Origin of the sequence: Synechococcus sp. MU1648, assembly GCF_023630615.1 — a bacterium.
GTDB lineage: Bacteria > Cyanobacteriota > Cyanobacteriia > PCC-6307 > Cyanobiaceae > Parasynechococcus.
Map to the genome: position 1 here is coordinate 22,907 of NZ_JAKUHI010000005.1, position 18,539 is coordinate 41,445.

Consider the following 18,539-nt stretch of genomic DNA (forward strand, 5'->3'; position numbering starts at 1 on the left):
CCAGGGCGGGAGTTACTCCCAGGTCCAGGTGCTGCTGGGCCGGCCTGTGCTGGCCAGGAACTGTTCGCTGTCGGGGCGAATCAAGGCAATCGTCTGCTGTTTGAGCTCGTCGTTCCAGCTGGGGGCAGCAACCTCGCGTCGTCCTTTGGACCCCGCCAGATTCATCAACGGCAGTTCGCCCTTTTCCAGCAGACTGGAGCAATCCGGGGTTGCGCCAATGAAGCTCAGGATGCGTCGCAGGCTGGTTTGCGGGTGCGCGCTGAGTTCTTCGGTGGTGACGCTCAGCATCGACTGCTGCGGAAACCAGCGTCGGTAGCGCTGCCATTGCTGGTGATAGAGCGAGGCCTCCACAACGCGTTGCCTCAAGCGAGGCGAGCGGAGGAGTTGATCAAATGACGGGCAGTCCTTGATGCGTCCGCGCCAGTGCCGCCAGTGGGATTCAATCCTTCGCAGGGGATGGCGCACCAGGTAGATCAGCGGAATGGGGCCGAGGTGGTGGTGGATTAGCTCCGGTGTTCTGGCGTAGGAGCCATAGGACGAGGTGTACATCGTGCTGGCTTCACCCCGCAGGGGCCGCCGAGGATCCGCCGCAAACTGATTCGCGTACCACTCCCAGCCCCGCAGATAGTTCCGGCCGAAGAATTTCGGCTCCATCGACTTACTGATCTGAATCTGGGGATGGCGTCGCAGCGCCGTGGCCAGACTTGTTGTGGCCGATTTGGCCGCTCCAATAATGATGAACGAGGGCAATTGAGAGCGGTAGACCGCCGCTATGTGGTCGTGCCGTCCCTGCAGGCTGCGATTGATCTGATGCCTGCAAAGCCAGGACTCCAGCCAACCTCTTCGATCAGCGCCCGAAGCCATGGGTCCGGAGCCAGTTCGACAGCTTCAATCCCGTACTGCGCAAGGGATTGATCGTCGGCAGGGGGGAATTTTTGATCAATTGATCCACAGACACATCATTATAAAAAAGACGCACATCATCCCCATAAATTTGCATTGTTTTTTCGATTAGAGCATCGCTGTTGAAGTAACTCTGCAGGCCGCCGCGATCACTCCGTCGCACATTTTTCTGAGGTAAAGATTCCATCACATCGATCCCATTCCGGGCCAGGATGTCGCGCAGTTCAGACCAGTGTTCGTTGATCTGTTCAACGCGTCCCACAAACTTCGGCACGATCTGATTGCCGATGCAAAGCAATTGGTTCTGGGGCAAAACGTGAACGTCATAGTGCTTGAACGGTGTCTCGATTAAGACATCGAGAAAAGCGTCAAACGACATGCCATGGGTGATTCCCATGTTCTGCATCGGCAGAGGTGGCTCCTCGATTTCGATCACTTTGTTGTTGTAAGCCGCGATCAGTCGGTCGAACGGGTTGCGCACGAAGCTGAAGCTGAAATGGCTGCGCCGGTACTTGCGCGCACGGCGCAGGGTGATCAGCTCCGTTTCCTGATTGGTTTCGTGCTGCCAGAACTTGTCAGAGGTCGTTTTGGTGCCTTTTGGAGGCCTTTCGCTGAGCAAGCGGCATAGTGCCGCTTTGATCGAGGAATTTGCCGCCTTTGGAACCCGCCCATAGAGAAGGTTGTGGCGTTTCATCCGGATGAAGTGATGCGGTTGTGCCATGGATTAACGGACTTTGGCGAAATTTTTTTCGAGGAATTTGCGAAATAGCTTCCATTCGCTGCGGCTGAACAGCGGTCGCGCCTGGATGGCCAGTTCAACCCCCCGTTCGTTCAGCCCTGGATTGGTGTTTCTGTTCAGGTTGACGTTGTCCGTGTTCGCTTCCAGCTGCTGTCTGAGCCGGTCGGCTTGCTCGGGCAGGGCCAGCTTCAGCACATTCCACAAAAAGGTCCTGGGCTCATGAGGATCGCTGGCTTGTTCATAGTTGATGCTCACGAAATTAAGGTCGCGTTTACCACCCAGCTTTGAGAGGGTCTGCTCCAGGTGGTTGGGGTCGGTGTAAGAGAAATCGGCTGTTCGTCGGAACGTGTCGAAGTGACTTGCTTCGGGATTGAGTCGCCCTTCCTTGAGCAGCTGGGTATGGCATGAGCGGATGAACGCTTCATGGGTTCTGCTGGCGAACAGGATGCTCCACGAGATAGAACGCTCTTCAAGACTGTCTTCCAACCCGACCATTAAGCGTTTGGTGCGCGACTTGGCATAGCGATACAAGCCCGTCCTGTGTTCCTTATTGCGAGGTTTTCTGCGTGGTGGCTCCGCAAGGCCGCTGCGCAATGTGCCGAAAATGGCCTCGAAAGACAGAACAATGGTGTGGATCGATTCCGGATGCTCCCCTGCCAGCTCGAGCAGAGTGGTTCTGGTCTGTGAGGTCAGTCTTGTGGACGTTTTTCGATCTCTACGTCCCCATTGCAGGTGACGCCATAACTCGGAGCAACGCTTTTTGAAGGTCTTGGGTCCGAGATACAGCACCCCATGCTCCAGTAGCAGCTCTCGGTTGGTCTGCAGGTTTCGCTGGATGTAGGTGCTGCCGGTTTTGTGCAGCCCGCAATGCAGAACAATCCGGCTCGGTTTGAGCTGAATCACGCGACCTGCCGTTGTGGGCTGGACTCAAGACAGCCTTCAAGGCGTTCGAGGGCAAGCCAGGCGCCTTCGCCGTTGTTTTTGTGGCCCTGCCAGATTTCGGGAATGAAGCTTGCCTTGGGGGCGAACTGGTCCATCAGGGCAAACAACTGGACCCAGTCGATTTCACCGTCGTGGATCTGTAGGCCTTCACCATCGACACCTTTCGCATCGGCCAGGTGCATGTGCGCCGTGAAGGGAAGGATCGCCTTGAGGAAGGTGCTGAAGGAGGCATTGAGGTGGGTGCAGGCGAGCTTGGAGTGGGACACATCCAGGCAGACGCGCATGCCCGTTTCGTTGCAGAACTCCTGGATGAAGTCGGTGTCGACAAACAGGTTGTGATAGCGCTGCCCACCGAAGTGCCAGGGGAAGGGGGGCATGGTCTGGGGAATGATCTCTACTTCGCCAGCTGTGTTGATCTGCTGAAGGCTGTCAATCAGGCGTTGCCTCAGCGGTTGCAACTCAGTGCGCTCGAGATGGTGGTGCTCTGAGAAGCCACCGACGTTGGTCACCAGAAGGACGGGATCGGGGCAGTCGAAGCGACTACGCAGGTCACGGGAAATGTCGACCACGCGCTGGAGTTCCTCAATCGAGTGACGCCGATAGTCGTAATCAGCGCTGCAGAGGTCGAGGGTGTGATCGCCTGCAAAGAGTTCAGGGGCGTGCACCACCAGGCCGAGCTGTTGTTGTGTCGGCAGCACCTGATCAAGGTTGACCTCGAGGTCCTTGTAGCTGAGGTGGATTTCAACGAGGTCGAGATTGCTGGTGGCGGAAAAACTCTCAATGTCGTGATACCTGACCGGAACACCGAAGTGATGTTGGAAGCGGTAGGCGCGCGGGGCGGCGGCCGGGGTCTCGAGGTCTGAGGGGAAGAAGAAGTCCCCGGAGGTTTTGCTCACCGGCAACGTCTTCCCAATCAGATCCTCCAGACGGTTCGGCTGCAGCCCTTGCCCCGGGCTTTGGATGCCGACCATCGCTTCGGTGATCTCCATACCGGCGGGGATGTCGCAGGTGGCGACCAGGCTCTTGGCGAGTACCTCGCGGTTCATCATTTCGCCCTGGCTGATGCTGCGTTCGCCGCTGCTGCCCATCGATTCCTCCACCCGGCGGATGCCGTGGATCATCTGGGCGAATTCATCGGGCAGCAGGCTCACCTTGTGATCGTTGCCTTCCATGGATCGATCGAGGGTGATGTGTTTCTCAATCACCACGGCGCCAAGGGCGGCGGCGGCAATGGGCACTTCGATGCCCCGCTCATGGCCGGAATAGCCCACGGGAGCCTCGGCCAGGTCACGCAAACGCTCGAGATAGCGGAGGTTGACGTCCTTGAACGGGGTCGGATAGGTGGAATTGCAGTGGAGCAGCACATAGCCAGCCCCCTCATTTTGGAGATGACGGATGCCGGAGCGGATCTCCACCTCGGAGGCCATGCCGGTGGAGCAGATCAGGGGCTTGCCTGTGGCCGCAAGGCTGGAGAGCAGGGCGTGGTTGGTGAAATCTGCCGACGCCACCTTGAAGCCTTCCATCCCCCAGCGGTTGAGCTTGTCGAGGCTGGTTTCATCCCATGGGGTGCAGAGGGGTACCAGCCCCTTGCTGGCGGCGTGATCAAAGCAGCGGAACAGCTCATCGTCGCTGAGCTGAAAGCGCTCAAGCAGATCCAGGGTGTATTGGGTGCCCAGATCTGAAGCCATGTCGTTGCTGTCGCCCGCATTGCGGTACAGCCGACTCATGTCCCGCATCTGGAACTTGGCGCAGTCCGCTCCCGCTGCGTGGGCTGCATCAATGAGTTGGAGAGCGATGTCGAGATCGCCGTTGTGGTTGTTGCCGATTTCGGCGATCAGGAAGCAAGGGGCGTCATCGCCGATGCGATGGGAGCCAATTTGGAGCCCATCGGTGGCACGTCGGGCCACCGCGACAATGCGGCCATGGCTGTCCAGCAGGGGCAGCGCGATGATGCGTGAGTTGAGTAATGCGCTCAGATCACCTGCGCTGGTGCCCTCGGCAGCCGAGCGGCAGTTGGCGTTCATGGCGGCGGTGACCGGCCGGTTCAGGTCGATCTCTCCGCAACCGGCAATCCAGCGGCGGAAGTCGCCATCCGTGAGGACACCCTGGAGGATGCCGCTTTCCGAGACAACAAAGATCAGGCGTGACTGGTTGGCCGTGATCTTGCTCAGCGCCGACAGGATGCTGTCTTCCGCGAAGACAACAAACTGGGTGAAATTTCGCTCAATCAGGATGCCTCTCACCGTTCTGTCGGCCACCTGGGTTGAGTCAGTCGTCGAACTTACTTCAGATCTCTGTAAGAGATCACTAGTGCGATCTGCCGGAGCAGTGGGTTGGGCTGGCGGACAGCCCAATATCGACGGGCGACGCCGCGGTGGAGCGGGCGCATCAGGGCCGCCTGGCACAGCAGTTCCTGAGCACTGCTCCAGTCGCCAGTGGCGATGGCGGCTTCCGCTCCCAACCGCAGTTGGTTGAAGCTGGACTGGGCATTGCCCGGGTAGCCGCTCGTGCTGGGGAGGGATTGCGGTGGCTGGCCTTTCTGCTCCTGCAGGGCCTGGAGCAGGGCGGAGGGGCTGAATTGCTGCCCGTAGCCCATCCACTCCAGCCAGCGCGGATCCGGGGATGGCCCTTCGGCATCAAGGGCATCCAGGTTGGGGATGGCTTCCAGGGAGCGCCACACCCCGCTGCCCGCATAAACGTGGCCTCCGTAGTCCGGTTGCAGGCCCAGATCGCTAATGGCAATCGTCCGGCAGCCGAAGTCGAGGGCGTCGAAAAAAGCTGTCGAGGAAAGGGTGGCCAGCAGCCTGGCTTGCTTCAGCAACACCGGCAGCGGGCGATAGTCCAGCCGCAGATTGGCGGGAGGCACCCCCAGGGTCTGCTGCAGGGTCGTGCTGATGTGGGTTTCGACGTCATGAAAGGTGGCGTCTCCCGGCGCGATTCGGGGTTTGATCAGCACCTCCCAGTTGGGCGAACGGATGGCCAGATCGCTGAGCAGACGCACCAGCCGGGCCCGTTCGGGGGGTGATGCGGGCATGATCACTTGCTCGGCAAACACCAGGCGCCGCGGACGCTGGGCGACAGGAACCAGGTCTGAGCTGGGGGCGTTGCGCCGCAGACCGGTGAGCACGGTGCGCTGATGTGTAAATGGGGTCCCCTCCACCAGCTGGGCCAGGGCCTCTTGATCACGCGGTCCGCTGAGGCAGATCAGGTCGTAGCCAAGCCGCCAGCTCACCCCTTCGATGAAGTGGTCCAGCACCACGCCGTTGAAACCACAGAACAGCAAGGGGCGTTTGGGATGCCGTTGCAGGGCAAGACGGATGTCATTGAGCTTGCTGCCCGTCAAGAACACGCCGATGGCATCAAAGCTCTGCAGACGCTGATCGCTCAGCAGCCGAGCCAGGCCCTGATGGCGCAGGGTGACGTGCTGACCGAGGCGTTGCAACAACCCCTGGGGTGTTCCATCCCGTGGAATCACGTTGAGGGTCCAATGCACGTTCAGTGCGGTCGGAGCGCCGCAGAGGGCCTCGCAGGCCAGCAGTTGGCTGTCACTGTCAGCGATCAACAGCACGTTGAGCGTGGGCCGGGTCGGTGTCGCTGTCATCTCACGTCCTGGCGGGCAAGCTCGCTCAGGGCTTCGATCAGGCGCTTCGGTCCGTCTTTGATGTCAGCGCCCATGCCATCGAGCCAGGTTCGGTTCGCCGTTGGCAGCGCGTTCACGGCATCGAGGTTGGGGATGCTGCGCAGGCGATGCATGGCACCGCAGCCGAAGAAGCCCGTCGTGTTCTGTTCATCATGGATGCCGTAGTCGCCCACGATGATTGGGATGCGGCCCCAATCCATCGCTGCCAGGCTCCAAGGGGAACTCACCGTCAGGCAGGCGGTGCAGGATCCCAGCAGTGGCAGTAGCTGGCCTGGTGAGGCTTCCACCAAGTTCTCGGCGAGGGGTGCGTCGCCTGGCATGAGCGCCGTCGTCGAGCTCCAGCTGTGGTCGCGTTGCAAGATCACGGTCCATTTCGGCCGTTGCCGCGCCCAGGTGTTGAGTTGGCGCAGCAGTTGATCGCGGGCTCCAATGTGGGTGGGGATCCTCTCTTGGATCAATGCGAGCAGCAGGGGCTGCTGGGCTGGAGCGCAGGGTGTGGTCTGGGGAAACCAGAAGCCCGTGCTGATCACGGGCGGCGTCGGCAGGCTGGCGGGCCAGTTGAAGGTGAGTGATCGAAGTTGACGGCGCTGGTGTTCGCCGCTCACCACAAGAAGATCACAGCCCATGCGCAGCGTGAGATCGCGGATCAGGGCATCGCCCACCAAGGGCACGAGGGGGCCGCTGAACAGCTTCGCCGCGCGCCGACCGCGCGCGTTACAGAGGCCTTGATAGGTCTCGATGAAGTGCTGAACCTGCTCTGGCTTCTCCAGGAACAAGCCAATGGCTGAGACCTGATCCAACAGAGGGTGTGCGGGCAGATGCTGCAGATCGATGTTCAGCTGCTGTGCAGGTGTGGCCAGGGGCTGGTGTCCATGAAGTTTTGGCCCAGCCGTGATGCAGCGATGACCCTGGTGTTCCAGCGCCTCTGCCATCAGCAAGCAGGCGGAACGCTCCAGCCCTCCGTCGCTGACCAGCAGAAGGGTCATCGTTCCCGCAGCAGTTTCGAGAGCCAGCCGAACCCCACCACACTGTCCCGCAGGCTGCGCAGCATGCGCCGGGTGCGGTGCCGTTTGCGCTGGCTGGAGCGTGCGCCACCACTGCTCAGCATCCGCCGGCCGCCGTTGCGCAAGGCGGCCTTCTGCCAGTCACTGCTGCCCCAGCTCAGGGGACCATGGTTTGAGGTTCCAAGGGGTGTGGCCGGTCTGTTCAGTCGGTCGACTAAGGCCGTGATGAAGCGATCCTCACCGTCCCGCTGCAGGCCTTGCTGCTCGAGCCACTGAGCGTCATGGGTTATGTCGAAGGGGTTGGCCTTGATCGCAGCGAAGCTGGCGATGGCGCCCGAACTGGCGAAGAAGTGGTTGCCAAGGGTTTCGGTCACACCCAGATCACCGACGATGCGTGTGCTGATGCCCATCGCCATCGATTCCATGGCGGCCGTCGATGAGACGGTGATGGCGCAACCGCACTGGCGCAGAAGTCGGGTGGCGGGCTTGAAACTGAGGCGAAGATTCGGCTGATCGCGCGTCATCTTGTCGATCACACTCGCCATCTCTCCATGGCGCCGGTGCAGGGTGCTCTCGATGCTCGACGTTCGCGGTTTGAAGATCACGGGGTGATCGGGCCAGGCCGCGGCTAGCTCTTTGATCTGCTCACAAAGGAACCGGCGCTGTAGGGGATGCACCGGAATCGAGGGCTGTTCGAAGAACACGATCGATGGGTTCTCCGGGACTGCCGTGCGCGGTTTTGTGTGCCAGAGAATCGGCAGGCCCGTCACCACGGCATTGCTGCTGTCGAGGCCGAGGGCCTTGCGACCTCGCCCATAAAGGGCCAGATCGTCAGCACTGTTGAGACAGAGCAAGTCGGCGCCCGACCGATCCATCATCCCTTCGAGACCAAACCGGAACAGGATTCCCGGGTAAGCGCTGATGAGGCGTGGCCGTTGCTCTTGATGCGCCCAAATGTTCTGGAGTTGCAGCAGAGCATCGCGGCTGCGCTGGCCATCCAGACCCAAGATCAATCCATCCACGTCCCCAGCCATGGCGCCACAGAGCTGGCGCAGATCGTTCCAGTTGTGTTTTTCAATGCGGATCTTGGGATCGATCCGCCGAATTTCGAGGCGCTGCCGCCTGGACAGGGCCCGGTTGTTCAGCTGCAGGAGCAACAGAGTGGTCTCAGCTCCCTCCCGCCGGCAGGCAGCCAGCATGGTCATCGCCAGCTTCCCGAAGGAGTCGAAGCAGGCAACAGCTGTGACCTTGCGGCCGAGGAGGCGCTTGGATTCTGCGGGCGCCATCGACTCCGACACTTTGCCGAGCAAAATTACTCGGCTTTCTGTTCCGCGATGCTGCGGCATAGGGCCAGATCGTCGGGCGTGTCGATTTCTGGCCCCATCTGCTCCAGCACCACCGGGATTGACGGACGGCAAAAGCGGCTGCCGCAGCGCCGGAAGGCGGCGACGCGCATGGCGTAGATCGCGCCGGTTTCCAGAAAAGCCGGTTCCAGGTCCTGGCGGCGTTGGCGGGGTTGCTCAGGGTCGTGGTTAATGCCCCGCCCATCGGCGCGCCAGAGGAAGCCATGCCATGGGGTGACGGCGAAGCTGCTGTTGCAGCGTTCTGGGCTCAAGGCAGTCAGCACCGCATCGATTTGCGCCCCAGTCGTGAACGGGGAGGTGCATTGCAGGAAAACCAGCTTGGTTTCCAAGGGCCCCTGCTCTTCCAGGAGGTCGAGAGCATGTAACAGTGCCGATTCCGAACTGGCGGTGTCGCCGGCGATGGCTGCGGGGCGCCGAATGACACCCGCGCCCTCGACTTCGGCGGCTGCCGCGATGGCGTCATCGTCTGTGCTCACCACCACCCGGCCAACGCCTTGGCTGGCCTGGGCAGCACGAATGCTGCGGCAAACCAGAGGCACACCGCCCACCGTTTGCAGGTTCTTGCCCGGAATTCCCTTCGATCCACCGCGGGCGGGGATCAAGGCCAGCGCGCCACGGGGGACTGCCATCGGTGAGGATTCAGTGCGTCCTGTCTTACCCGATGACCAGGCCTGCTGCTCTGCGGCTCGGTGTTCCTGCCCGGGGCATGCTTGCGCACCGCTCACTGCCGCAGCTCATGGCGCCGGATCGTTTGGTGCCGGGCCGTCGTCGTGATGTGGACGTTCTGCTCGCCTGGGGGCGGCGGCCCAGTGCGCTGCGGGTAGAGCACCTCGCCCGCCGTTGGGGGCTACCGGTGTGGCATCTCGAGGACGGTCTGCTGCGCTCCGTGGCCAAGGGCCGGGCTCACCCACCGCTTGGTCTGCTGGTGGATGAGCTGGGGGTGCACTTCGATGCAACGGCCCCCAGCCGAATGGAGCAGTTGATTGCGGCGCCGATTAACGCGGCTGAGGCCGATCGTTCCCGCGCACTGCAGAGGCTCTGGCGCGAGCAGCGGCTCAGCAAGGTGAACCCTCCCGTGGAGGCGGAAGCTCCCCAGGAGCCCTATGTGCTGGTGGTAGATCAATCCGCCGGGGATCGATCGATCGCTCTCGGATTGGCCGATGCCAATTGTTTTCAGCGGATGCTTCAGGCCGCCTTGGTCGAACATCCCGACTGCACGGTGGTGCTGAAGGTGCATCCGGATGTGATCTCCGGCCGCGCCCGGGGCCATTTCAAGGCTCGGGATCTGGCCCAGCCCCGCGTTCGCTTGAGTGCGGATGGTGGCCATCCCGCGCAGCTGCTCGAGGGGGCTCGGGCGGTGTATGTGGTCACTTCCCAGATGGGATTTGAGGCTTTGCTGTGGGGGCGCCCTGTTCACTGCTTCGGCATGCCCTTCTATGCCGGATGGGGGCTCACCCATGACCGATGTGAAGCCCCGGCCCGGCGACGCCAGGGAGCCAGCCTTGAGGCCCTGGTGCATGCCGCACTAGTAGGTGCCTGCCGCTGCATCGACCCCCACCGGCATCAGCCCTGCAGCATCGAAACCTTGATGGATGCGATTGGTTTACAGCGGACCCTGCAGAGGCAACAGCCGAGGCGATGTGTGGCCTTCGGCTTCACGCCCTGGAAACAGCGCAATTTGCGTCGTTTCATGGCAGGCGGTCAGCTGCGGTTTCGAGCCCCATGGCGGCGGATTCCGCAGGGCGTTGATGCTGTGGTGGTCTGGGGCCGCCGAGCCAGGCCGCGGCTGCTCGAGGCCGCTGCGCGTCGGCAGCTGCCTGTGCTGCAGGTGGAAGACGGTTTTCTCCGCTCGGTCGGACTGGGGGCTGATCTGGTGGATCCGGTGTCCTGGGTGGTGGATCACCAGGGCGTTTATTACGACGCCACCAGACCCAGCGATCTGGAAACACACCTGGCAACGGGGCAGTGGACCTCTGCGCAACGGCAGAGGGCTTCAGCATTGCGTCAGCGGTTGGTGCAGGAGGCGATCACCAAATACAACCTCCAGGCCGAGCCTTGGCTTCGTCCTGCTGGTCAGCGTCGGGTTGTGCTGGTGATCGGACAGGTGGAAAGCGATGCGTCAATCCGCTATGGCGCCCCTGGCCTGCGCAGTAACCGTGCCTTGCTGGCGGCGGTGCGGGCGGCGGAGCCGGAGGCTTATCTCGTTTACAAACCTCATCCGGATGTTGTGGCCGGCCTCTGCCGTGCCGGTGCTGGCGAGGAAGATGCCGCCGAGCTCTGTGATGTTGTGCTGCCGCAGGGCTCGATTCAGCAGCTGTTCACTCAGATCGACGCTCTGCACGTGCTCACATCGCTGGCGGGGTTTGAGGCGTTGCTGCGCGGCCTGGAGGTGCATTGCTGGGGCTTGCCGTTTTATGCCGGCTGGGGACTCACCCACGACCGTGAGCATTGCGGCCGCCGTCAGCGGCCCTTGTTGCTGGATGAGCTGGTTCATGCCGCACTGATCGACTATCCCCGCTATGTCAGCCGCGACAGCGGCTGGTTCATTACGCCGGAGCAGGCCATCAACGAACTGGTGGCTTGGCGCGCCGCTCCACCGCAGCGGCGCACGCTTGTGCAGGCCCTGTTCCGCCACTGGGGCAGGCTCCGGCGCCGTTAAGGCGTGCCAGGATTTTGCTCATTCATGGGCGGGATGCAGTTTGGCCAGGGGACGGGCGCCAGCTCTAGTGCAGGTGCGGATCGACGGACCGGTTCTGCTGTTGATGGGCCCCATCGGTCTGTTCTTCGCTCGCTTCTGTAGCTACCTGCAGGGGTGCGGCATTCCGGTCACCAAGGTGGCTTTCCCCCTGCAGGAATTCGGCTTCCCGGCCGATGTCTGTGTGCCGTACAGCAAGGGGATGGAGTCGTGGCGGCCCTTCCTTCGCCGGCTGATCGAAGAGAGGGGAATACGCCACATCTTTATGTATGGCGACTTCACCATTCCCCACCGGATCGCGATTGAAGAGGCACAGAACCTCGGCATTGAGGCCTGGGTGTTTGAGCTGGGTTACCTGCGTCCGAACTACGTGACCCTGGAACGGGACCGGGTGAATGCTCGCTCCAACCTCAACCAGCCAGCAGCCTTCTACAGGGCGTTGCCCCAGTGCGACCAGCTGCCGCAAAATATCGTGCTGGATCCGGGCTGGCGCTGGCGTAAGGCCTGGAAGGCTCCCACATTTATTCAGCACGCCTTTACCCGCTACCCGATTATTGAGGGTGAGCACAAGCTTCAGCCCTCACCAGGGTTCCTCTGGTGTCAGGTGCGCGGCACCTGGCGTTATTGGCTTTATCGCTGGCAAGAACGATCGGTGAAGCAGCGGTTGCTGGAACACCTCTCTTTTTTCCTTGCTGTTCTGCAGGTCTCGAGTGATTCGCAGATTCAGATGGGGTCGCCTTATCGCGGCATGCATGACTTCATTGAAGACGTCATCCGCTCTTTCGCCGGCCATGCCCACGCCTCCGACCATCTGGCCTTCAAGCACCATCCTCGGGATCGGGGCTACAACAACTACGCCTCTCTGATCCGGCTTCTCGCCAAGCAATACGGCGTCTCCGGCCGGGTCCATTACATCCACGATGGCCCCCTCAGCCGATACCTGCGGACTTGCCGTGGGGTGATCACGGTGAACAGCACCGTGGGTCTGCAGGCTTTGTTCCATGCGGTGCCCACCAAAACGATGGGGAACACCTTCTACAACTTGGAGGGTCTGACGGATCAGAAGCCGCTCAATGCGTTCTGGTGTGATCCTCAGCCCAGTGATCGGGCTCTGTTTTATCGCTTCTACAACCATTTGGTGCTCACCACGCAGGTGAATGGAAATTTCGATGGAGATTTCCCCTTCCGCACCACGTTCCCGATCGGTCCGGAAGCCCGTCAGCTCCCCCCCAGCCCCAGACTGCCGATCCCGAAATCAGGGCCGCTGGGTAATCCTGTGCTGTTGCTAGGGCGACTCATGGCACGGCTGGCATGGGCCGCCCTGGGTTTCACGCTTTACGGCTTGCAGCTACCGGCCATGCTGCTGCGGCGACCGGACTGGGCAGCAGCCTTGATGGCCCTGGCTTCCTCTGTGGCTTTGCGGGCCCTGGGCATACAGGTGGTGGTGGATGACAGCCAACCCTCGGAACCGGCCGACATCCCCCTGGTGCACATCTTCAATCACCGCAGTCCCTGTGATGGCCTTGTGACTCAAGGGGTTCTGCGTTTGCCGGGGTTGACCACTGCGCAGCTGCACCTGCGCTGGGTGCTGCCCGGTTATGCCGCTGCTGCGCGCAACGCAGGCTCGGCTGTTCTGGACCATCGCCAGCCCCAGTCCCGCCTCGCCGGGATGATGAATGCCTCAACCTTGTTAAGGGATCACGGCGAAATCATGATTGCTCCCAACGGCTCGCTTGTGACGCCGATTGAGGAGAGGGTGTCGCCGAGTGCGTTCATGCTTGCCCATCATTACGGCGGCCGGGTGGTGCCTTGGTTCTTTAGCTACGACGGATTGGAGGGGGCCGTCGGCGCGCGCTACAAACCGCTGCAGCTGTTGCTTGGTCGTTTGACAGCGCCATTGGGCACGATTTACTGCCGCCGTGGGCGAGCGGATGATCTCAAGCTGCCCGCTGACCCCCGCGACCGGGAGGGTTTCAGCGCTGCCGTTCAGCAGTACTACAGGGAGCAGACAGCACAAGGCTGATGTTGTGTCCGCCGAAGCCAAAGGCGTTCTTGAGCATCAGCCGTTCTGCACCTGAGTCAGAAAGTTCGATTGGCCCTTGGCTGGTCACGGCGAGCTCCACTTCAGGGTCGAGAGGATCGGAGTTGATGCTGCGGGGCAACGTCCCCTGCCGAAGTGCCTGCAATCCGAGAATTGCCTCGACGGCTCCCGCGGCTCCAAGCAGATGCCCGAGCTGGCCCTTGGGTGCGAAGACCGGGATGTGATCGGCGGCAGAGCCCAGGCTGCGCCGCAGCGCCCTTGCTTCGGCGAGGTCGCCTAGGCTTGTACCGGTGGCATGGGCTTGGACGGCGCATAGATCGCCAGGCTCAACTCCAGCCCGCCGTAGGGCATCCTCGATCGCCAGGCTGGCCTGGGTGCCCTGAGGTTCAGGAGCCACGATGTGATGGCCGTCACTACTGCTGCCGCAGGCCAGTTGCCAACCCAGTGCAGCACCGCACGGGGTGTCTACCTCCCGCATCATTGCCAGCACTCCGGCACCCTCTGAGAGCACAAAACCGTCCCGGTCTTTGCTGTAGGGCCGAGAGGCCTTCTCAGGGGCATCATTACGGGAGGACAGGGCCCTCATCGCGGAGAAGCCCACGAGCCCCAGTCGGTTCACTGGTGCTTCTGTGCCGCCGGCTAGGACGAGATCGGACCGCCCATCATTGAGCAGCATCTGGGCCAGCATCATGGCCTCGGCTCCCGATGCGCAGGCCGAGACGGGGGTGTGCGCACCACCATGCAGGCCCAGGTCGATCGCGACTTGGCCGGCTGCTGCGTCGGGGATCAGCATTGGCACGGTGAGGGGATTGACTCGGCTCGGACCTCCGGCGGTCAGCTGGGTGTGCTGTTCATGCATTGTGTGGAGCCCGCCGATGCCGGTGCCCAGCACCACAGCCACGCGCGCTGGATCGATGCCTCCGATGGCTGCGGTGGCCATGGCCCAGGCCTCCCGGGCGGCCAGGAGTCCGAGCTGGGCGCAGCGATCGGAGCGGCGCAGAAGGAGCGGCTCCAGGGATGCTGTGGCGGCATCGGGCACGCAGCCTGAAATGCGTACCGGCAGATCGTCGCTCCAGGTTGCGCTCAGGGCGCGGATGCCGGAGCGCTCTGCTAAGACGCCATCCCAGGTTGATCCTGCGTCACAGCCCAAGGGTGAGACTGACCCCCAGCCCACGATCGAAACACGCTGGGAGAGCTGTTGCAGCACTGCCACGGTTAGGCGGTTTTGGAGCTGGTCAGATCGATGTCGAGAGATTCCAGATGGCTCTGGATATCACCAACTGTCTTGAATTGCAGCAGCTGCTCCTCTTGAATGCGAATACCGAAACAGGTGTCGGCCTCGATCAAAATTTCGTAGAACCCCAAGGAGTCGATCCCGATGTCCTCCATCAAGCGTGCGTCACGGGTGATGACAGCTGGATCGGCGCCGGAAATGCGATGCAGTATCTCGACAAGGCGTCCCTCCAGCTGTTGCTTATTGGAGATTCCCTCTGTCAACACCCGCACCCTTTTGATCCAGTAAAAGTACCAGCGTCGCTTCGTTTATCACTCTCCCCGGTACCAGCTGAATTGCTGGTAGACGGGTTGGTGGTCAACGTCGATGAAAAAGGAGAGGCGATCTTTTGGCAGGCGAGAGAGGTCGGCGGCCATCAGGATTTCAGTGATCTGGTTGAAATCCTTCGCCAGAGACAGGTCACAGACCTTGGCTTCCATCAGGTTGAAGTACTGGCGCAACAGCACCGGCAGCCGGAAGTCGTCACTGTGTTCTTCTCGGATCGCTACTTCAAGGGCCTGAACATTGCCGATCGGGTGGATGCTGTCATTGGGCTGGATTTCGTTGATCGGGTGCCGCGGAGGGGGCAGTACTGGACTGATCCTGCGGTACGGAGGCCGCATCAATGCAGTCAGAAAAGCTGTATTGACGGCATCGCTGTGGGCGAAGTGGTTGTAGGAGACCAATCCATGCAGGATGCTGAACCCCGAGCGAGCCGCGATTAGGAGCCCTCCGCGGAAGAGGGCCATTAGGGAATGCGGTTGGCGTTGAAAGCGGCGGGCCAACGCCACCCGGCCAATTTCCACGTGGTGGGTTTGCCCAGCCAGCATCGCCTTGATGCCGGGGTAGACATGCTCCAAGTAGGACTGCTGGCTGCCGGGAAGGTCTTCAGCGGCTGTGAACTGAGGAATGAACTGCAGCCTGGCGGAGCCCGCCAGAGCACTGCTTCCGGCCTCCAGCAGGATTAAGTGGTCGTAGGCCGTGTCACGGCCGTCGAGGTCCCGCGTACTGCCGGAGCCGGAAAGCTGCTGGCGGTAGGTGGATTCCCTCAGGGTGCCGACGGCATCGGCGACGGCCTCAAATCTTGATCCAGGGATCAGATGCAGCTCAAGGCCGTCGAGGCGGAACAGGAGGCTGCTGTCCTGGTTGGTTTCGCTCCAGCCCTGAGGAAGCAGGACGTCTTCCTGCGCTGCTGGTCCGGTCTGCGTCATGGGCCATATCCCTGAATCGCATTATGCGGGAAGATTGGCGTCAAATTGGCTGCTGTCTCAGTTCCACCCATGGTTGTGCCCTCAAGGACCGGTCTCTCCGCAGGCGTTGCTGCAGCGGTTGTGCTCATGGCTCCTGTGTTCCTGGGCGATGGGCTGAAGGCTGAAGAGCGGATCAACTGGCTGAAAACACCGGCGAGGGTCACCACGCCGCTGCAGGCGCCGCCGCCGTTGCCATCCACTCCCAGGCTGCCGCCCCAGACCTATCGCTACCGCCTGGCTCCTGGGGACAGGCTGGTGACCTCGGTGTTCAAGATCGAGGGTTATGAGGCTCAGGTTCAGGTCTTGAGCGACGGCACCATCAACCTGCCGCGGCTTGGCACGGTTGAGGTGTGGGGGTTGACTCTGGAGGAGGCGCGTCAGCGGATCACCGATGGCTACAACCAATTCCTGCGGCGACCTCTGGTCTATCTCGACCTGGTTGAGCAGCGTCCGGTCCGTGTCACGGTGACGGGCCAGGTCCTGCGCTCGGGAGTTTTCACCCTTCCTGTCAACAGTTCGGGATCCCTGGGGACGAGTGGCGAGGTCACCGGAGTCGGCAGCGACGGGGGCGGCTGGCCGACCATGGTGGATGTGATTCAGAAGGCTGGGGGGATTAGCGCTACGGGGGATTTGGCCCGTTTGGAGCTTCTACGCCCTTCCGCAACCCCTGGTGGACCCACCCGGAGCTATGTCTTCGACTACCTCACTGTGCTGAAAAACGGAGGGTTTGCTCCCAACCCGTTGATTTATGACGGCGACAGCATCCGCGTTCACAAGGCGAAATCGCCAGTCAATGTGGACCTGCTGACGACTGCTGCCTCAAACTTTTCCCCGACGGCGATCAATGTTCAGGTCATTGGTGAGGTCTTTTCTCCGGGAGTGGTTGAAATCCGTTCCAACGCTCCGTTGTCCGGTGCCATCCTGGCTTCCGGTGGAGTCACCCGCCGCGGCAGTGTGAAGCGGGTGGACTTGATCCGCATGGATGGCCAGGGCCGCAACACGGTCAAGCAACTGCGTTACGACCCCAATGCTGTGCTCAGTAGTCCCAACAACCCTCCACTGCGCAATGGTGATGTTGTGGTTGTGAACCGCAATACCTTCACCAAGGTCACTGACACGATGACTGATGCCATGTTGCCGCTCGAGCCGATTGTCGATGCGGCCTCGGTCTTCCGGCTTCTCGGCCTGCCGACGGGATTTGGATCATCCTCTCCCAGGCGCTGATTAGATCCCCAATCGCTCCCAGATCACGCCCAGGTGCTCCTGGTGCAATGCGGTGCTGAAGCAGTCGGCCAGCTCGGCTGCGGAGAGCCTGCTGGTGACATCGCCATCCGCTTCGAGGTTGGCGCGGAAGTCGCCGCCGGCGGTGTTCCAGGCCGTGTGGGCATTCCGCTGAACGACCCGGTAGGCCTCTTCACGGCTCATGCCGGCGCCCACTAAGGCAAGAAGCACCCGCTGGCTAAACACCACGCCGCCGTACACATTCATGTTGCGACGCATGTTCTCGGGATAGATCCCGAGCCCCTTCACGACGCTGGTCATTTCCCGCAGCATGAAGTGCAGGGTGACCGAGCAATCGGGGAGCATCATTCGCTCCGTGGAACTGTGGCTGATGTCGCGTTCATGCCAGAGGGCCACGTTCTCCAGGGCAGCAATGGTGTAACTCCGCAGGACCCTGGCCAGACCGCTGATCCGCTCGCTGCGGATTGGGTTTCGTTTGTGGGGCATGGCGGAGCTGCCCTTCTGGCCCTTGGCGAAGTTTTCCTCCACTTCGAGCACATCGGTGCGCTGCAAGTTGCGGATTTCGGTGGAGAATCGTTCCATGGAGGCGCCCACAAGGGCGAGGGTCTGCACGTAGTCGGCATGGCGATCGCGTGAGATCACCTGGGTGCTTGCAGTGTCGGGTGTGAGCCCGAGGATCTCGCAGGTGATTGCCTCCACCTGAGGATCGGTGTTGGCATAGGTGCCCATGGCGCCGCTGACCTGGCCCACGGCTACATCCTGCTCGAGCCGTTCGAGGCGGGTGCGGTTGCGCTCGGTTTCGGCCAGCCAGCCGGCCACCTTGAAGCCGAAGGTGATTGGCTCACCGTGAATGGCATGCGAGCGACCGATCATCTCCGTGCTCTTGTGGGCCCGGGCCAGTTCGCGCAAGGCCTCAGCCAGCAGATCGAGTTCGTCCCGCAGCAAGGCTACGGAGCGTTTTAGCTGCAGGGCCACGCCCGTATCGAGCACATCGCTACTGGTCATGCCCACATGGATGTGGCGACCGGCATCGCCGACGTGTTCGTTCACGTTGGTGAGGAAGGCGATCACGTCATGACGAACCTCGGCTTCGATCTCGAGGATGCGTTCCACCTCAAAGCTGGCCTTGGCCTTGATGGTGTCGAGGGCCTCCTGGGGCACCCGGCCGAGCCGGCAGTTGGCTTCGGTGGCGGCGATCTCCACATCCAGCCAGCTTTGGAATTTCGCCTGCTCACTCCAGACGGCTCCCATCTCAGGGAGGGTGTAACGCTCAATCACCGGCGCGCACGGTTGAACAACCCAACAAATCTATGGGGCCGCCCCTGCGCGACAGCTACAGCATCACCATCTTCTGTGCCTGTATGAGCGGGTGCCCGCCCCCCTTTGAACAGAACCAAACTCCGCAAGGAGGCTCAGCTCCGGTGATTCTGAGGGGGATTCTTCCAC

General features: G+C 61.7%; 15 protein-coding genes. 3 read left to right on the forward strand and 12 right to left on the reverse strand.

The window, feature by feature from the left end; genetic code table 11:
* Window positions 1-12: 12 nt before the first annotated feature.
* Genes NCN06_RS07070 through NCN06_RS07105 form a run of 8 tightly spaced genes read right to left on the reverse strand, consistent with a single transcriptional unit; the run spans window position 13 to window position 9,221 of the window.
* A complete protein-coding gene (locus NCN06_RS07070) occupies window positions 13-864 on the reverse strand; it encodes a sulfotransferase domain-containing protein (RefSeq protein WP_226397949.1) in 852 nt (283 codons plus the stop codon).
* A complete protein-coding gene (locus NCN06_RS07075; RefSeq protein WP_115022459.1) occupies window positions 848-1,624 on the reverse strand; it encodes a sulfotransferase family protein in 777 nt (258 codons plus the stop codon). The genes NCN06_RS07070 and NCN06_RS07075 overlap by 17 nt, the downstream gene beginning before the upstream one ends.
* A 3-nt stretch (window positions 1,625-1,627) precedes the next feature.
* Window positions 1,628-2,545, reverse strand: a complete 918-nt coding sequence (locus tag NCN06_RS07080; RefSeq protein WP_250398792.1) for a hypothetical protein — start codon at window positions 2,543-2,545, stop codon at window positions 1,628-1,630.
* The gene (locus NCN06_RS07085; RefSeq protein ID WP_502988830.1) at window positions 2,542-4,842 is read right to left on the reverse strand and encodes an N-acetylneuraminate synthase family protein; all 2,301 of its coding nucleotides are present in this window, start codon (window positions 4,840-4,842) and stop codon (window positions 2,542-2,544) included. The genes NCN06_RS07080 and NCN06_RS07085 overlap by 4 nt, the downstream gene beginning before the upstream one ends.
* A gap of 23 nt (window positions 4,843-4,865) precedes the next feature.
* The gene (locus NCN06_RS07090; RefSeq protein ID WP_226397951.1) at window positions 4,866-6,185 is read right to left on the reverse strand and encodes a DUF6716 putative glycosyltransferase; all 1,320 of its coding nucleotides are present in this window, start codon (window positions 6,183-6,185) and stop codon (window positions 4,866-4,868) included.
* Complete coding sequence (locus NCN06_RS07095) at window positions 6,182-7,210, reverse strand: DUF6716 putative glycosyltransferase (protein WP_226397952.1); 1,029 nt, start codon at window positions 7,208-7,210, stop codon at window positions 6,182-6,184. The genes NCN06_RS07090 and NCN06_RS07095 overlap by 4 nt, the downstream gene beginning before the upstream one ends.
* A complete protein-coding gene (locus NCN06_RS07100) occupies window positions 7,207-8,514 on the reverse strand; it encodes a DUF6716 putative glycosyltransferase (RefSeq protein WP_226397953.1) in 1,308 nt (435 codons plus the stop codon). Before NCN06_RS07100 ends, NCN06_RS07095 begins: the two co-directional genes overlap by 4 nt.
* Before the next feature lie 26 nt (window positions 8,515-8,540).
* A complete protein-coding gene (locus NCN06_RS07105; protein WP_226397954.1) occupies window positions 8,541-9,221 on the reverse strand; it encodes an acylneuraminate cytidylyltransferase family protein in 681 nt (226 codons plus the stop codon).
* A gap of 32 nt (window positions 9,222-9,253) precedes the next feature.
* Here NCN06_RS07105 and NCN06_RS07110 point away from each other — a divergent pair, with 32 nt between their 5' ends.
* Window positions 9,254-11,251, forward strand: coding sequence for a capsule polysaccharide biogenesis protein (locus tag NCN06_RS07110; protein WP_250398793.1), 1,998 nt, complete (start codon window positions 9,254-9,256; stop codon window positions 11,249-11,251).
* Between the two features lie 40 nt (window positions 11,252-11,291).
* The gene (locus NCN06_RS07115; RefSeq protein WP_226397956.1) at window positions 11,292-13,310 is read left to right on the forward strand and encodes a capsular biosynthesis protein; all 2,019 of its coding nucleotides are present in this window, start codon (window positions 11,292-11,294) and stop codon (window positions 13,308-13,310) included.
* Here the strand turns inward: NCN06_RS07115 and NCN06_RS07120 are convergent.
* From NCN06_RS07120 to NCN06_RS07130, 3 genes are read right to left on the reverse strand one after another with little or no spacing between them, the layout of a single operon-like run.
* Window positions 13,261-14,541 (reverse strand): beta-ketoacyl-[acyl-carrier-protein] synthase family protein, encoded by a 1,281-nt coding sequence (locus tag NCN06_RS07120; RefSeq protein WP_250398794.1) that lies wholly within the window; start codon window positions 14,539-14,541, stop codon window positions 13,261-13,263. The two genes, NCN06_RS07115 and NCN06_RS07120, sit on opposite strands and share 50 nt — an antisense overlap.
* 2 nt (window positions 14,542-14,543) lie before the next feature.
* Complete coding sequence (locus tag NCN06_RS07125) at window positions 14,544-14,834, reverse strand: acyl carrier protein (protein WP_226423272.1); 291 nt, start codon at window positions 14,832-14,834, stop codon at window positions 14,544-14,546.
* Between the two features lie 39 nt (window positions 14,835-14,873).
* Window positions 14,874-15,812: a GNAT family N-acyltransferase gene (locus tag NCN06_RS07130; protein WP_226423271.1), complete on the reverse strand. Its 939-nt coding sequence runs from the start codon at window positions 15,810-15,812 to the stop codon at window positions 14,874-14,876.
* A 69-nt stretch (window positions 15,813-15,881) separates the two neighbouring features.
* On the opposite strand from NCN06_RS07130, the gene NCN06_RS07135 reads away from it, so the two are divergent.
* Window positions 15,882-17,075, forward strand: coding sequence for a polysaccharide biosynthesis/export family protein (locus NCN06_RS07135; RefSeq protein WP_226397959.1), 1,194 nt, complete (start codon window positions 15,882-15,884; stop codon window positions 17,073-17,075).
* Here the strand turns inward: NCN06_RS07135 and purB are convergent, their stop codons facing one another.
* Window positions 17,076-18,371 (reverse strand): adenylosuccinate lyase, encoded by a 1,296-nt coding sequence (gene purB, locus NCN06_RS07140; protein ID WP_226397960.1) that lies wholly within the window; start codon window positions 18,369-18,371, stop codon window positions 17,076-17,078.
* Window positions 18,372-18,539 lie beyond the last annotated feature (168 nt).